The 16,646-nt window shown below is 41.4% G+C and carries 14 protein-coding genes; 5 read left to right on the forward strand and 9 right to left on the reverse strand.

Annotation, left to right across the window (positions count from 1 at the left end; translation table 11 throughout):
* Positions 1 to 39: 39 nt before the first annotated feature.
* Positions 40 to 462 (reverse strand): OsmC family protein, encoded by a 423-nt coding sequence (locus tag AWW72_RS07110; RefSeq protein WP_004772726.1) that lies wholly within the window; start codon positions 460 to 462, stop codon positions 40 to 42.
* A gap of 148 nt (positions 463 to 610) precedes the next feature.
* Between AWW72_RS07110 and crp the strand changes: the two genes are divergently transcribed.
* Complete coding sequence (gene crp / locus AWW72_RS07115; RefSeq protein WP_004772727.1) at positions 611 to 1,318, forward strand: cAMP-activated global transcriptional regulator CRP; 708 nt, start codon at positions 611 to 613, stop codon at positions 1,316 to 1,318.
* A 203-nt stretch (positions 1,319 to 1,521) separates the two neighbouring features.
* Entirely contained in the window at positions 1,522 to 2,298 is a 777-nt protein-coding gene (locus AWW72_RS07120; protein ID WP_004772729.1) for a M48 family metallopeptidase, read from the forward strand.
* 75 nt (positions 2,299 to 2,373) lie between these two features.
* Here AWW72_RS07120 and AWW72_RS07125 read toward each other — a convergent pair whose 3' ends face one another.
* From AWW72_RS07125 to AWW72_RS07145, 5 genes are all read right to left on the reverse strand, one after another.
* Positions 2,374 to 3,252 (reverse strand): class I SAM-dependent methyltransferase, encoded by an 879-nt coding sequence (locus AWW72_RS07125; RefSeq protein ID WP_062846881.1) that lies wholly within the window; start codon positions 3,250 to 3,252, stop codon positions 2,374 to 2,376.
* 94 nt (positions 3,253 to 3,346) lie between these two features.
* Positions 3,347 to 4,867 (reverse strand): flavin-containing monooxygenase, encoded by a 1,521-nt coding sequence (locus tag AWW72_RS07130; protein ID WP_004772732.1) that lies wholly within the window; start codon positions 4,865 to 4,867, stop codon positions 3,347 to 3,349.
* Positions 4,868 to 4,960: 93 nt separating this feature from the next.
* The gene (locus AWW72_RS07135; protein WP_047428196.1) at positions 4,961 to 5,785 is read right to left on the reverse strand and encodes an SDR family NAD(P)-dependent oxidoreductase; all 825 of its coding nucleotides are present in this window, start codon (positions 5,783 to 5,785) and stop codon (positions 4,961 to 4,963) included.
* A gap of 39 nt (positions 5,786 to 5,824) precedes the next feature.
* Positions 5,825 to 6,799, reverse strand: a complete 975-nt coding sequence (locus AWW72_RS07140; protein ID WP_005258110.1) for a metal-dependent hydrolase — start codon at positions 6,797 to 6,799, stop codon at positions 5,825 to 5,827.
* A gap of 295 nt (positions 6,800 to 7,094) precedes the next feature.
* The gene (locus AWW72_RS07145; RefSeq protein ID WP_062846882.1) at positions 7,095 to 8,054 is read right to left on the reverse strand and encodes a metal-dependent hydrolase; all 960 of its coding nucleotides are present in this window, start codon (positions 8,052 to 8,054) and stop codon (positions 7,095 to 7,097) included.
* A gap of 487 nt (positions 8,055 to 8,541) precedes the next feature.
* Between AWW72_RS07145 and AWW72_RS07150 the strand changes: the two genes are divergently transcribed.
* On the forward strand, positions 8,542 to 9,159 hold the full coding sequence (locus AWW72_RS07150) for a TetR/AcrR family transcriptional regulator (RefSeq protein WP_004772738.1): 618 nt from the start codon (positions 8,542 to 8,544) through the stop codon (positions 9,157 to 9,159).
* 29 nt (positions 9,160 to 9,188) lie between these two features.
* On the opposite strand, the gene AWW72_RS07155 is transcribed toward AWW72_RS07150, so the two are convergent.
* From AWW72_RS07155 to adeR, 3 genes are all read right to left on the reverse strand, one after another.
* Complete coding sequence (locus AWW72_RS07155) at positions 9,189 to 10,121, reverse strand: TauD/TfdA dioxygenase family protein (protein WP_062846883.1); 933 nt, start codon at positions 10,119 to 10,121, stop codon at positions 9,189 to 9,191.
* A gap of 214 nt (positions 10,122 to 10,335) precedes the next feature.
* Positions 10,336 to 11,415: a two-component sensor histidine kinase AdeS gene (adeS, locus tag AWW72_RS07160; protein ID WP_062846884.1), complete on the reverse strand. Its 1,080-nt coding sequence runs from the start codon at positions 11,413 to 11,415 to the stop codon at positions 10,336 to 10,338.
* A gap of 42 nt (positions 11,416 to 11,457) precedes the next feature.
* Complete coding sequence (adeR, locus tag AWW72_RS07165; protein WP_062846885.1) at positions 11,458 to 12,189, reverse strand: efflux system response regulator transcription factor AdeR; 732 nt, start codon at positions 12,187 to 12,189, stop codon at positions 11,458 to 11,460.
* A 145-nt stretch (positions 12,190 to 12,334) separates the two neighbouring features.
* Here adeR and AWW72_RS07170 point away from each other — a divergent pair, with 145 nt between their 5' ends.
* On the forward strand, positions 12,335 to 13,480 hold the full coding sequence (locus AWW72_RS07170; RefSeq protein WP_062846886.1) for an efflux RND transporter periplasmic adaptor subunit: 1,146 nt from the start codon (positions 12,335 to 12,337) through the stop codon (positions 13,478 to 13,480).
* Entirely contained in the window at positions 13,480 to 16,590 is a 3,111-nt protein-coding gene (locus AWW72_RS07175) for an AdeB/AdeJ family multidrug efflux RND transporter permease subunit (protein ID WP_062846887.1), read from the forward strand. The genes AWW72_RS07170 and AWW72_RS07175 overlap by 1 nt, the downstream gene beginning before the upstream one ends.
* Positions 16,591 to 16,646: the final 56 nt, after the last annotated feature.

The following is a 16,646-nucleotide window of genomic DNA, read 5'->3' on the forward strand; positions in this document are numbered from 1 at the left end:
AAACAGATCACTTTTTAGCAAAACTTAATAGTTTAAGCTTTATGCAGCTTCAATAATTTCGAAGTCGTGGGTAATTTCGACACCACCATCAGACAGCATTTTACTGGCTGAACAATATTTTTCAGCAGAGAGTTCTACGGCCTTTTCCACCTGTTTAGATTTCACAGCTTTACCAGTCACAACGAAGTGCAAATGAATTTTGGTAAACACCGCTGGAATGCTATCTGCTCTTTCTGCTTTAAGCTGACATACGACATCGGTCACATCTTGACGAGATTTCTTTAAAATAGTCACAATATCAAACGAAGCACACCCACCAAGTCCCATTAAAATCAATTCCATAGGACGTGGACCACGGTTTTCACCCCCATATTCGGCAGAACCATCCATCACCACACTGTGGCCACTTTCTGATTTTGCTTCAAAAGCAACATTCTCTAACCAATGTACACTTGTTTGCATTGCAACTACCCGAAAAACGTTATAAATTTACTCTGTTCTTGTACACTAACATAAAATGAGTTGATAAGGAATTTCATCTCTTCTGTGTAGAAAAGGCTCTTTTAAGGGTCTGTGCGATCGGTTTTATCCAAATTCGGAAATTTTAAGCATGACTTCAAATTTTTCACAACTTAGCACTGATGCTTTATCACCAGGTCAACTACCTGAATCAGTTAAAGCGCTGCTAAAACGTGCTCATATTAATAGATATCCTAAACGCACCACGATTGTTGACGCTGGAACGGAATCAAAATCACTGTATTTAATATTAAAAGGTTCAGTGTCAATTATCTTACGTGAAGATGACGAACGTGAAATCGTAGTTGCCTACTTAAATCCAGGCGACTTCTTTGGCGAAATGGGGCTTTTTGAAAAGAACCCTCAACGTACCGCAGAAGTACGTACACGCGATGTCTGCGAAATCGCAGAAATCACTTACGACAATTTCCATGAGTTAAGTAAACAATATCCAGACTTAAGCTATGCTGTGTTTGCTCAACTGGTTCGCCGTCTTAAAAACACCACACGTAAAGTGACCGATCTGGCATTTATTGATGTGTCTGGTCGTATCGCGCGTTGTTTAATTGACTTATCTGCTCAACCAGAGGCAATGATTCTGCCAAATGGTCGTCAGATTCGTATTACCCGTCAAGAGATTGGTCGTATTGTCGGTTGTTCTCGTGAAATGGTTGGACGTGTCCTCAAGACACTTGAAGATCAAGGCATGATTCAAACTGACGGTAAAGCCATCTTAATCTTTGATGCTTCTTTGGAAGAAAATGCTTTCCCTGAAGATGAGTATGATGACGAAGATTAATTTGATCTAAGATCAAATTAATCGCTATAAAGCCAGTGCACTGTCACTGGCTTTTATGTTTTAAATCAAAATTTATAACAATTGCTGATTACATAATTACAATGATTATAGAGGTATTCAGAATGTTAACTGGTGTAAACATTTTTTATAATCCACCGTGATCATGACTATATTCATAAGATACTGATTTGGAGAGAATAAGTATGAAGAAATTAGCTTTAAGCCTTTGCGCTGTAACTGTGATGACAATTTCTGGCTGCGCATCGTTCGCAGATATGGCAGGTGCGGACAGCGCGACTTTAAACGCGCAATCAGCACAAAGTTTCTCAAAAATGACTCAGGAAGCGCGTGCTAAAAACCAGTTGGATAGTAGCTCAAGTACATATCAACGTATCAACACCGTATTCAACCGCTTAAAGCCTTATGCGGATCAAATGAATCAGACAGGCCAACGTTTTGATTGGCAACTTGCGGTATTAAAATCTGATACGGTCAATGCTTATGTTGCACCAGGCGGTAAAGTGGTCTTCTATACAGGTATTGTTAATAAGCTCAACCTGACCAATGACGAAATTGCAGCGGTGATGGGCCATGAAATGACGCATGCCTTAGAAGAACATGCAAAGAGCAAAATCGGTGCACAAGCTTTAACTAATCTTGCAATTGGGATTGGTAAATCTTATGCAGGCAACAGCATTGGTGATCTAGGTGGCGCTGCAATTGATTTAGGCAGTCAGGTTGGTATCGGTCTACCTTACTCACGCAACCTTGAAAGCCGTGCCGATTATGGCGGTTTAATGTTGATGGCAAAAGCAGGCTATAACCCAAATGCAGCAATCAGCCTGTGGGAAAAGATGAATCGCTTAGATGGCGCTGGTGGCAGTTCATTCTTGTCAACTCACCCATCAAATACACAACGTATCAGCGACATGCGTAAAAACCTGCCAGCAGCGATGGCCGTTTATAATAAACGCCGCTAATCCATAGCATTAGCAGTATCTGCCCTTAAATGCCTATGTGCATTTAAGGGCTTTTTTATTCGTGCCTCTGAATCATCAACGCTGAGCTAACTGTAAGTGCAACATATGCGTTGCAATGGTATGACGGATATGATCTGGACGAGCATGAAAATAACGCTCACTCAACCCATCACCTGATAAATCTTCAATCACGTTATACCCCATTTCAGCAACAGCTTGATGCAATGCTTTCGGTCTAAATTGACCTTTTAATGGTTCTTTTAAAAATCGTGTAAATTGGGAGACAAATAAAGTTCCGAAACGTTCAACACCTTCTAACTCCCGATAATCAATTGAATAATCCAGAACCACTTCGCTTCCCTGTGCAGCAATTTTTGCAATGCTGGCTAAGGTATGGAACGTGGTTTCTGGTTCAAGATAATGTGTCGTACCCAGCCACGAGAAAAAAGCTGCTTGATCTTGCTTCAACGTACTACGTGCCAAAGCATCTGCAATAGATTCTTTTTCAAAATCGATTGCAACAAACTCCACATTCGCTGGGAGCTCTCCCAATTGGTGTAATTTCTTTTGTTTTGCGGCTTGGGTATCAGGATGATCCACTTCGTAAATCTTGAGCTGAGGAAATTGTTGTGCCTGTCTCAAGGTAAATGAATCTAGCCCCGCACCCACTAAGACATATTGCTCGACACCACGTTCAATGGCTACATAGAGCTGATCTTCTGCATAACGTGAACGTCCTACCACTTGTCCTGTTAATAAGCCCAAGGTGCGATTAAACACGGAAGAATTCATTAGCTTGACGGTTAATGGCGTGCTGAGCAATGCCTTCCAGCCTTTACTGGTTAGCTCGAATGCAAAAGGATCTGCAAAGACAGGATCTGCAGCATTCTGAAAATGATTGGCACGCAATGCGGCAGCCGCTTCCGCCGTTCGGCTTGATTGTCCTTCTTTCATTATTTTCCCCCATATTTCTTTCTATCTTGCAAAAAATAAGCAGCAAATTCCATCCTTAGATAAAATTTACTGCTCTTTGATGATTGATTTAGAATCAGTTAGTTTTCTCAGTCTGATAAGTCACTTGATAATCATTCAAGTCCATACGTTTTAAACGTTGCTTTAACTTTTTTAATGACCAAGGCCAAGCAGCAAAGTTACGACCATTGGCATCTAAATAGTAACTCTTACATCCACCCGCATTAAACACAGTGGTTTTAAGATGTTTCTGTACCAATTCATTATGCTGCTTAATCACTTCAGGCTTAATGTTGAGTTTGGCAATGCCTTTGTCTCTGATTTTAAGCAGACCATCTACGATATAATCTAGCTGAGCTTCAGCCAAGCCAATAAATGAATCATAAACCAGTACGTTAGGCCCCAATACCAAGAATGCATTCGGCACATTTTCAATGCTTGTACCTAAATAGGCTTCTGGCGAACTGCTTTTCCATAAATCATTCAGGCATTCGCCTTTTTCATTTGAAACACGTTTGCCAATCGGTGGATGAGACACCTCAAAGCCTGTTCCCCAAATAATCACGTCCACTTCATGACGCTCACCATTTGCTGAAACAACGGTATTGCCTTCGACCTTCACCAATCCATGTGGAATCAGTTTAGTATTCGGTTGCTGCAAAGCAGGATAATAGTTGTTGGCAAACAATAAACGTTTACAGCCAATGGTAAAGTTCGGCGTCACATTTTTACGTAGTTCAGGATCTTCAATCTGGAAGCGTAAAATCAGTTTTGCCAATTCACCCACAGGTTTTAATACCGCTGGATTACGTAAACCAAAGTTGATCGCATTCAGAGACTGGGCAACCGTTTTACGCCAAGTCTTTTGAATCAATGGAAACTTCTCGATCAGCGCTTTGCTGACATCACCCAAGTCAGTATCAGGTTTTGGCACCACCCACGGCGCAGTACGTTGATACACATACAGCTCTTTGGCTTTTGGCTGAATCTGCGGTACGAACTGAATGGCAGATGCACCTGTACCAATCACTGCAATACGTTTACCTGTCAAATCATAATCATGATTCCATTTAGCTGAATGGAACATTTCACCTTTAAAAGTTTCCAGTCCATCAAGCTTTGGAATTTGTGCTTCGGTAATCGGCCCTGTAGCAAAGATCACAGTCTTAGACAGGTACTGCCCTTTATTGGTATCGATCACCCAAAGATTACGCTGGTTATCCCATGCTGCATTGAGCAATTCCGTACCAAACTCGATTTTTGAGTTCACCCCAAAATTTTCACTCACTTCTTCTAGGTAGTTCAGAATTTCAGGTTGACGCGCAAACAAGTGACTCCATTTTGCACTTGGCGCAAATGAGTAGGAATATAAAGCTGAGGGTACATCACAGCCGCAACCTGGGTAGGTATTTTCACGCCATGTACCACCGACACGTGTCGCTTTTTCAATAATTTTGTAGTTGCTATACCCCACCTGATCCAGACGAATTGCTGTCGCAATACCTGAAATACCTGCACCAACGATAAAAGTATCGTAAATGTGCGAGGGTAAAGCCTTTCCTTCAGCTGAATTTAATTTTTTTGCTTGAGCTGTCATTTAAAATGTCCTTTGTATCATGTAGCTGAAATCGTTGATTACCAACAGGTTATCTCTTTATTTCACTCTTTCAGTTCTGTTGCTTAATCAGGGTTATTTCATAAATCGATATGATGTGCCCAAAAATTTTGCATATAAATTTGGTGCCGTACGTTTCATGAGCCAGAATAACTTGGCATCAATCTGTGGAATAGTATAAAGCTCATTTTTATCCAGACGGTCTAGCGTCAGCTTTGCGACCTTGTCACTGGTGGTAAACGCCAGATTAGTCAATGCATAGTCCAGAATCCCTTTATGTGGGACTTTGCCATTCTTGATAATGTTGGTTGGTACCAGCGTTGGGCAAAGTACATTCACCTTGATGTTATGTTTACGAAGCTCAGCAGAAAGCGTCTCCGATAATGCACGTACACCCGCTTTAGTCACGTTATAGGCTGTCATTTCGGGTGCAGCTGTATAAGATGCCGCAGATGCAACATTGATAATCGCACCACGACCGAGCTGTTTAAATTTAGGTACGAAATAATGGCAACCGTGGATAACGCCCCATAAATTGATATCAGAGACCCACTTCCAGTCTTCCAGCGAAGTTTCATCAAACTTGCCGCCTAAACCAACACCAGCATTATTGATGACCAATGTGGTTGGATGTTGCATCAATTGCTCAGCCTGTTCTGCCAGCTTTTCTACTTGCTTGGCATTGCCAACATCACATTTCACCGCAAATGCTTTCGCACCTAGCGCTTCAATCTGCGCTACGGTTTCTCTGGCTGCGTCTAAATTGATATCTGAACACACCACAGTGCCGCCACGTTTCGCCAGTTCAAGCGCAAAACTACGACCAATCCCGCTTCCGGCACCCGTCACCACAGCAAATGCTTTTTGGCTTGGCTTGGTTTTCTTAGCAAATAATCTCATCATTGTTTTCCCAGCAATATCATATTGACTTGGACCAAGTTATGCAGAAGCTGCACGTACAGGTGGCACAAACTCTTTAAGGAAATAAGGGCTTAATAAACCTGTTTCAGGATTCAATAAACGCTCTTTGTAGTACGCCATATACGCAGTCGTATCATGGTCATTGGGATGGAAACTTGGACGCAGATACTCAAGAATATGCATGAAACTGCTACCGAACACGCCACGTTCACTACCGAATAACAACGCGGTACTCTCCACAATATCTTTCATATAGCGAGGATTAATCAGATTGCTTGGTTTCCGTACAAATGGCATCAGATAGCCACCCAGTGAAACACCTCCTAAAATCGTCAAACTGGCCAACAGGAAACCTGTGATTCGGAGCCAATAATCACCAGACAACTCAAGGAACACATCATAGGCAATATCTTTATGCTCTGACTCTTCCAACATATGCCACATCCACATGGCACGTTGTCTTTCATCTTGTGAGCCAAGTAAATATTCTTCGTGCTGCATCATAAATTCAGCAAGCACAGCCGTGTAATGTTCAATGCCGGCCATCAATGAAAGCTGTAAAGACTGTGGAAGTTTATAGATCCCATAATCAAACACCTTGCCAGCAATCGCACGTAGCAACTCGACTGGATAGCCATTTTCTTTCAGCACTTCGTCATTAAACTGATTATGTATTTTTGAATGAATGGCTTCCTGACCAATCAAAGAAGTCAGTCTTTGTTTTAAAATCGGATCATCAATAAAATCACGATGGTGACGTGCCGTTTCGATCACCACATCTTCACCAAAGGTTAAGAAAATGGATAAGGCATGAAAGTAAGAAGTTGCTAATTCTTTATTTAAGAAAAATCGTTCATCTAGTTCTGACGGATTAAACTTAAAGTCAAAATGACGAATTGGAATGGGCGATTTATTTGCTAGGTTCTGAATAATCCCCTGATATTTCGTGCTTAATTTGTCTGAAAAGACATTTCGAATCATTTGAGCAACCATGGCTTGATCCCCAGAGAGAATAAAAGTCCAACAACAGCACATCGATTGAAAATAAAATTGTCTATAAGATTATTTCTGCAATTTTACTTGATTCAATCCTTAAATAATTTAAGTCAATGCTCTGTCATTTCTCCTAATAAGCCTTTTGTACTCGGCTTATTAAGTAAGTTCCTGACAGCATAGTGCACAGATCAAATATGACTAGAACCAAATTGCTCATATCCACATGAGCGATTTTGCCAACTCGACATATCCATACAAATGCAACCTCTGCTGCCCTTAATCAATGCTGTGATTAAGCTGCCTGTACTTTAGGTGTGAACTCTTTTACAAAGAATGGATGTAAGGCACCACCCTCAGATAAAAGCTTCTTCTCATAGTAGGCAAAATAAGCTGAAGCATCATGATCATTTGGATGAAAGTCAGTCCGTAAATAGTCAAAAATACGGCCTTGGGTACTACCAAAAACGCCATCTTTCGGACTAAAAATCAGCTTCACTCCACGGCGTGCATCTTTCCAGAATTTTGTAGTGAGCATTTCTTGTGGCTTACGGAAAATAGGCACCAAGGTTGCTGAGAACGGGATAAGACCTAAAATCGTGAAATAAGCCAAGAAGAAGCCTGAAACACGTAACGCATAATTACCATTCAATGTCTGATAGACATCATAGGCAACATCTTTGTGCTCTGACTCTTCCAGCATATGCCACATCCATAAAGCACGGGTTTTGGCATCATCCGAGAAATAGAAGTTCTGCTCATGCTCCATCATGTATTCAGCCAATACTGCGGTGAAATGCTCAATCCCCGCCATGAGAGAAAGTTTTAGAGGTTGCGGAAATTTCAAGAAAATATATTCAAAGAATTGCTCGCCCAGAAAGCGATAGAATTTTACAGGGTAATCTAGCTCAACAATCGCATCATTAAATTCATTATGTAGTTTTGAATGAATTGCTTCTTGTCCAATCAATGAAGTGACACGTTGTTTTAAAACAGGATCTTTGAGTAAGTCACGATGATGACGTGCTGTCTCAATCACTAGATCTTCGCCATAGGTTAAAAATACAGAAAGCGTAGCGAAAAAAATCGTTGCGAATTGATTGTTCATATAGAATGATAAATCAACTTCCTTGCCTTCAAATCCGATTGCTAAATGACGAATTGGAATACTTTTTTTACTCGCAAAATCGATTTGCTCAGTTATTGGATTCGATTTAAATAAACTTAAACCTTTCCTTAATGTGCTGCTAATCATGGCTACACCTACCTAGTCACTTGAGCGTCATTTGCCCTTTTACATTCTTTTCGTCTGGTTCATCTCTTTTCGACTATCCCAACTGACAGGAAAGTACGAAAAAATATTCGGGAGATTTTCTTGAACCTGATCCTCGTATAAAGCAAATGTAAACCGATCTTATGTTCGGATTCAATTCGGGTAATTTTTATGATTTTTCCTCAATTTTCTACAAAACAGATTTAAAGGAAATTTGCTCTAAAAATATCTTTCATTATGATGTAAAAATATTTTTATATATAATTATCAATATATTAAATTAAAAGCTAAAATTAATATTTTCTAAAAATTGAATGCTTTCATTTCAGGTATACTTATTTATTACAGGATTAAAAACAAATTTAAAAAACTTGTAATTTTATTTGTTCGGATTACTGGACTGACACTTTCAACCAATTGCTGCACATGTTAATCTGAAGTTATGTTCGGATTTTAATAATAATACTTTATGGCTACACGTAAACCACGTCAGTCGCGTTCGAAAGTGACCGTAGACACCATTATTGAAGCAGGTTTTATTGCAGTTGCAACCAACGGTACCAGCGGCACCACCACACGGCATATTGCTGATATTGCAGGTGTAAGTGTCGGTTCGCTGTATGAATACTTCAAGAATAAAGAAGAAATCTATGACGCGATGGCAAAAACCTTTGTTAAAGAAGTTTTGGATATGGTGAAAGAGCTCACGCCCATCATTATTGAGCAAGAGCTGGAACCATTATTCGAAATGATTTTCTATACCTTTAGAGACTTGCTGACGCGTGATGATGATCGTTATCTGATTTGCCTTCGCTATGCGACTGAACTCAAGTACGAAAAATATATTGGTCAGATCGAAATGGCATTGATGGAAGTATTGATGAAATATATGATTCGCCATCCTCGCTATTTGAAAGTGAATAATCTTAGTGTGACTGCTTATATCAGCATTAATAGTAGTATCTTTAATGTCGCACGGCACTTGATCTTGCCCAATCCACAAATCAGCTTTGATGAAATGGTCAAAGGTCTAAGTACCATGATTATTAGTTATATCGAAGCAGAATTGGCAAAAGCTGGAAATTAAAAGCCAGCTTTCACTGGCTCAATTTCATTTTAGAATGGTCTTGCACCTGCCAAACTAACACGTTTCAGTAAACGACGTTGCTCGGCAGGAAAAGCGGTCCGCGAATGCAAGGTCAACTGATTATCCCAATAAACAATATCTCCAATTTCCCACTGATGTTCATAACGATATTGAGGTTGCACAATGTGCGCTCTTAAGCGTTCAATCAATGCAGAACCCTTTTTGTCGTCATACCCGACAACTTCCACTTCGGTTTGTGCATCAAGATAGATACCACGGCGACCACTCTCAGAATGCGTACGGACCAATGGATGGGGAAATGCAGCGCCTAATACAGGTTGATCAGAGAAGCGATATTTGGGAATCGGGCTTTTATCCTTTAATCGCAAGAATGGATTATAAGTAATCAGTTGCAGCCCTTCGATTTCGTCTTTGGTTTCCTGATCAAGGTCTTCATACGCCTGAACAGTGTTATACCAACTGGTTGCGCCCCCATCTTTTGGAAGTTCAATTGCGTAAAGTAAAGATCCACTAGAAGGCTGTGGGGTCCAGTGATGATCACTATGCGGGGTGAGTTCCCCATGACCAGTATAATCCCCCTCTCCAACCGCATTGGATACGGGCACGATATCGGGTGGTGCATTGGTATCATTCCGCGTTGCCAATACCGGAATATCTGTTGGTGGGCGGAAAATCCCGCCAAAATAACTGGCAAAAGCGAGTAAGTCATTGTCTTTTAGATCTTGTGCCTTGAAAACCAGAATTAAATGTTCATGCAATGCCTTTTTCAGCTTGAGGATCACTTCCCCGCTTTGAGGTTTACTGGCATCTAGCCCAGTCACAACTGCACCCAATGCACCTTCGATAGGTGTAATCTGTACAGTATCTAAACGATTTTTCTTATATTCATGCCAACGTGGAGCACTTTCAATTGCGGCTGAAAGTTGTGTGAGTACTGTCATTTTCTTTCCTATAGATCATTCATTATATTTTTTAACGTTGAATTTTATTCACAATTCCTCAATCACAAAAATGAGTGATCTCATTAAATATATGCAAACGATTTAATATAAGAACCAATATTTTTATATTAATTTATTTGTTTTTATGATTATAAAATCAGCGTGCTTGGATTTGTCCAGCTTCGCTCTGTTTAAACAGCAAAAATGGTGTCATCTATACAGAAGACGATGTTGCAGGCAGCTTAATAGTAAACACACTATTATTGGCAGGATTGCTGTATTCAATCGCCCCTTTATGAGCGACGACAATCGCGTGCACAACTGCCAAACCCAACCCTGTTCCGCCGAATTCTTTATTACGGGACTGTTCAAGTCTGAAAAAAGGATCAAATAAATCTTGCTGATATTCAGAAGCAATACCAGGTCCTTGATCAGCAATTTGAATAATCCAATGATCTACAACTAATTTTGAAGAAATGCTCAGTTTTCCAGCATTGGCATAACGAATGGCATTATCAATCAATGCCATAAGAACTTGCTCAATACGGCGCTGGTCACAATTTACTGGGGTCGTTGAAATCTCAAGTACAGGTTCTAATCCTGCTTGCTGTAAACGATGTTCAAACAGTTTCAATACGTTGTCTGCAAGGACTTTTAGATCAACAGCTTCATAATGTAATCTGAGTTGCTGATTCTCAACCAGGCTTAAAGTCCGCAAATCCTCCACCAGATGTGATAATCCTTCCACTTGTCCTAACAAGCTTTTAAATAATGCTTCATCAGGCTTAAACACACCATCGAGAACACCTTGTAGACGTCCTTGCAAAATGGTGATGGGAGTTCTTAATTCATGGGCGATTGCAGCATTCCAGACCTGAGCATTTTCGACTGAACTTTCTAATTTTTTCGCCATATTATTAAAATTATGCATGAGTTCAGAAATTTCAGCGGAATGAATCTGGCTATCCTCTGCTCTGGCTGAAAGATCTCCCTGACTAATTTTTTGTGCAGCTTCCGCCAGATAATTAATTGGTTTAATAAAACGCTGAGCAAGAAACATCCCAATGATTAAAGAAATCACCGCACCACAAAAAATTACGGTTCCTAACCAGATCCAGTCAACAAAATGGAATTCAGTCCAGTCGTCTTGCAATGAACTTAAAGTCAGCCAGCCCGCATCAATCGCGTAGTTATAGATGAAATAGCCAAGAAAAATCGAAAACAGCGTCACACTCAAGTTCACAATACTTAAAGCGATAAAGAGCTGTTTACTAATGCCTGATTTATTTTTCATGTTATTTCTCAAACGACTTGTACGAATATCTGAAACTAAAAATTAAAAGGTTTGCGGATAATCAAAACGATAACCCACACCACGAACATTAATTAAGACCTGCTCTAGTCCCTGCTCCTCGAGTTTTTTTCTTAATTTACTGACGTGGCTATCGACTGTCCGCTCCAAAGCATCACTATCGGGTAAGCAGTAGCTCATCAGCTCACTTCGGGTAAATACTTTATGCGGGTACTCCAGCATCAGAATCAGGATTTTATATTCGGTCAAAGTTAAATTCAGTAAGGTTTTCCGATCTTGCTGATGAACATAAACACTGTGAATGGCCGTGTGAATCTCAATATTTTTATATAGCAGATTTTTATTTTGCGCTTGCTGATTTTGTTGTGCTCTTCTCAAAACAGCCTGCACCCGTGCAACCACTTCATTGGGATTGAAAGGCTTGACCACAAAGTCATCTGCACCAATTCTTAATGCCATGACCTTGTCAATTTCCTGATCCAGTGCGGTCAGCATAATCACAGGAGTTTGGGCTTTTTGGCGGATTTTGCTCAGTACTTCCCAGCCATTTAATTCAGGTAATTTAATATCCAGCAGGATTAGGTCAATCGGTTGAGCAGCATGAATTTCAATTGCTTGTTTACCATTCATGGCTCGAAGCACCTGCATGCCTTCTCGTTTTAAGTAGTGCTCAATAATATCGCCAATATCGTACTCATCTTCTACGACGAGAATCTGCTTATCACGGCAATCAAAAGAAAATGAGGCTTCAAACATGAATCAATCATCGAATAACTACGGTCATTTTGCATGATACGCTGATTTATCTGTCGATCTCCACACTTTTTCCACACTTCCCCGATGTTGGTTACACAAAACAGAAAAATAATGTCAGCATCAAAAACTCCCAAGGTCGGACAGAATGCAAAAGCGTTTATTACTTCCATTATTTTTATCCATCGGGCTTGTGCTACAAGGCTGTGGTTCTGACGAGGCAAAACCTGCTGAAACACCGCTTGCCAAAGTGAGCGTGTTAAGTCTTCAACCACAAGCAGTCAACTTTAGCGAAAACTTGCCCGCACGTGTACAGGCCTTCCGTACTGCCGAGATCCGTCCGCAGGTTGGCGGTATTATTGAAAAAGTGCTATTTAAACAAGGCAGTGAAGTTAAAGCAGGCCAAGCACTTTATAAAATTAACGCGGAAACTTTTCAAGCCGATGTGAATAGCAACAAAGCTTCCCTCAATAAAGCTGAAGCGGAAGTGGTACGTTTAAAAGTTCAGTTAGAACGGTATGAACAATTACTGCCAAGCAACGCGATCAGTAAGCAGGAAGTCAGTAATGCACAAGCTGAATATCGTCAGGCCTTAGCCGATGTTGCCCAGATGAAAGCGCTGCTCACCCGTCAAAACCTGAATCTGCAATATGCTACGGTGCGCGCACCGATTTCGGGTCGTATTGGACAGTCATTTGTGACCGAAGGGGCTTTGGTCAGCCAAGGTGATGCCAATACCATGGCAACCGTACAGCAAATTGACAAGGTGTATGTTGATGTAAAACAGTCGATTGGTGAATACGAACGTTTACAGGCTGCGCTACAAAGTGGTGAGCTTTCTGCCAATAATGAAAAAACTGTACGTATTTCAAATAGTCATGGTCAAGCCTATAACGTCACAGCCAAAATGCTCTTTGAAGACATCAATGTTGATCCAGAAACTGGCGATGTCACCATTCGTATTGAAGTAAATAATCCTGAAAGAAAATTACTTCCGGGTATGTATGTGCGTGTCAATATTGACCGTGCTTCGATCCCTCAAGCCTTATTGATTCCAGCACAAGCGGTACAACGCAACATCAATGGCGAGCCGCAAGTCTATGTGATCAATGCCAAAGGTGCAGCAGAGATTCGCCCAATTGAGCTGGGACAACAATATGATCAGTTCTATATCGCCAATAAAGGCCTAAAAACAGGCGATAAAGTGGTTGTAGAAGGTATTGACCGTATTCAGCCCAATCAAAAACTTGAAATCAGCAACTGGAAAGTACCTGCAACACAAGGAGCCCAATGATGATGTCACAATTCTTCATTCGCCGCCCTGTGTTTGCATGGGTGATTGCGATTTTCATTATTTTATTTGGGGTCCTTAGTATTCCCAAATTACCGATTGCCCGCTTTCCAAGTGTGGCACCACCTCAAGTCAACATTACTGCGGTATATCCGGGTGCAACTCCTAAAACGATCAATGACAGCGTTGTGACTTTGATCGAACGGGAATTATCTGGGGTTAAAAATCTACTTTACTACAGCGCGACCACGGATACCTCTGGTACAGCTCAGATTTCTGCGACCTTTAAACCGGGTACAGATGTTGAAATGGCGCAGGTCGATGTACAAAACAAGATCAAGGCTGTTGAAGCACGTTTACCTCAAGTGGTTCGCCAACAAGGCTTACAAGTTGAGGCTTCTTCATCAGGCTTCCTGATGCTGGTTGGAATCAACTCACCGAACGGGCAATATTCTGAAGTTGACGTGAGTGATTATCTGGTCCGTAACGTGGTCGAAGAGCTGAAACGTGTTGAAGGTGTAGGTAAAGTTCAATCCTTCGGTGCTGAAAAAGCCATGCGGATTTGGGTTGACCCAAACAAACTAGTGTCTTACGGTCTGTCGATTAGTGATGTCAACAATGCCATCCGTGAAAATAACGTCGAGATTGCACCTGGCCGACTCGGTGATCTGCCTGCTGCCAAAGGGCAATTGATTACAATTCCTTTATCTGCCGAAGGTCAATTGGGCGATGTTGAACAATTTAAAAATATCAGTCTCAAGAGTAAGACCAGCGGTAGTGTTATTAAACTGTCTGACGTTGCGAATGTGGAGATGGGTTCACAAGCCTATAACTTTGCAATTTTAGAAAATGGTAAACCTGCAACGGCGGCTGCGATTCAGCTCAGTCCGGGTGCCAATGCTGTAAAAACGGCTGAAGGTGTCAGAGAAAAAATTGAAGAATTAAAACTCAATTTACCAGAAGGCATGCAATTCAGTATTCCTTACGACACCGCGCCTTTCGTTAAAATTTCAATCGAAAAAGTAATTCATACCTTACTTGAAGCCATGGTTCTGGTGTTCATTGTCATGTATTTATTCTTGCACAATGTCCGCTATACCTTAATTCCAGCGATTGTTGCACCGATTGCGCTGTTGGGTACTTTTGCAGTCATGCTCATGGCAGGCTTCTCGATTAACGTACTGACCATGTTTGGTATGGTGCTCGCCATCGGGATTATCGTCGACGATGCAATTGTGGTGGTGGAAAACGTCGAACGGATTATGGCAACTGAAGGTCTGCCACCGAAAGAAGCAACGTCCAAAGCCATGAAGGAAATCACCAGTCCGATTATTGGTATTACCTTGGTCTTGGCAGCGGTATTCTTACCAATGGCATTTGCCAGTGGTTCGGTCGGCATTATCTATCAACAATTTACCTTAACCATGTCGGTGTCGATTCTGTTCTCTGCATTATTGGCGTTGATTTTGACTCCTGCATTATGTGCCACTATCCTTAAACCGATTGATGGACATCATCAAAAGAAAGGTTTCTTTGCATGGTTTGACCGTAGCTTCGATAAAGTTACTAAAAAGTATGAATTGATTCTGCTGAAAGTGATCAAGCATAGCGTTCCAATGATGGCGATTTTTGTGGTCATTACAGGTCTTACTTTTGCAGGCATGAAATACTGGCCAACCGCCTTTATGCCAGAAGAAGACCAAGGCTGGTTCCTGACTTCGTTCCAGTTGCCTTCTGATGCCACGGCTGAAAGAACGAGAGGCGTCGTCAATGAGTTTGAAAACAGTTTAAAAGACAATCCGAATGTCAAAAGTAACACCACCATTATGGGCTGGGGCTTCAGTGGTGCGGGTCAAAACGTGGGTATTGCGTTTACTACGCTCAAAGATTTTAAAGAGCGTACCTCAAGTGCCAGCGAAATGACCAACGGCGTCAATGAAACCATGGCACATAGCAAAGAAGGTGCAACCATGGCGGTGCTTCCACCTGCCATTGATGAACTTGGGACATTTGCCGGTTTCAGCTTACGCTTACAAGACCGTGCGAATCTGGGTATGCCTGCGCTGTTAGCTGCACAAGACCAGTTAATGGAAATGGCAGCCAAGAATAAAAAGTTCTATATGGTTTGGAATGAAGGCTTACCGCAAGGTGACAATATTTCTTTAAAAATTGACCGTGCGAAATTGAATGTTCTTGGTGTGAAATTCTCTGACGTTTCTGACATCATTTCAACGTCAATGGGTTCGATGTATATCAATGACTTCCCAAATCAGGGACGTATGCAACAAGTCATTGTTCAGGTCGATGCCAAGTCACGAATGCAATTAAAAGATATTTTGAATCTGAAAGTGATGGGGTCAAATGGACAATTGGTCTCTTTATCTGAAGTGGTTACACCGCAATGGAATAAAGCGCCACAGCAATATAACCGCTATAACGGTCGCCCATCGTTGAGTATTGCAGGTATCCCGAACTTCGATACCTCATCAGGCGATGCCATGCGTGAAATGGAAAACCTGATTGCCAAACTACCGAAAGGGATTGGCTATGAATGGACAGGTATTTCTTTGCAAGAAAAGCAATCTGAATCGCAGATGGCGTTCTTACTTGCTCTTTCTATGCTGGTGGTATTCCTTGTTCTGGCTGCACTTTATGAAAGTTGGGCAATTCCACTTTCAGTGATGCTGGTCGTGCCTTTGGGTATCTTTGGTGCCATCGTTGCGATTATGTCTCGAGGCTTGATGAATGATGTGTTCTTTAAAATTGGCCTGATTACCATTATTGGTTTATCCGCCAAGAACGCGATCCTGATTGTCGAATTTGCCAAGATGCTGAAAGAAGAAGGCATGAGTTTAGTCGAGGCCACCGTTGCCGCAGCTAAACTTCGTTTACGCCCGATTTTGATGACTTCGCTGGCCTTTACCTGTGGTGTAATTCCACTGGTGATCGCTTCGGGTGCCAGTTCAGAAACACAGCATGCCTTAGGTACAGGTGTATTTGGCGGCATGATTTCAGCGACGATTCTGGCAATCTTCTTTGTACCCGTGTTCTTTATTTTCATTCTGGGTGCAGTTGAAAAGCTATTTTCTTCGAAGCAAAAAAATCCATCTTAAATGACATTGCGCAGAGGGAATCAACGGATTTCCTCTGCCTCCTCCTCTGCATTTAT

Source organism: Acinetobacter sp. NRRL B-65365 (assembly GCF_001605865.1).
GTDB lineage: Bacteria > Pseudomonadota > Gammaproteobacteria > Pseudomonadales > Moraxellaceae > Acinetobacter > Acinetobacter vivianii.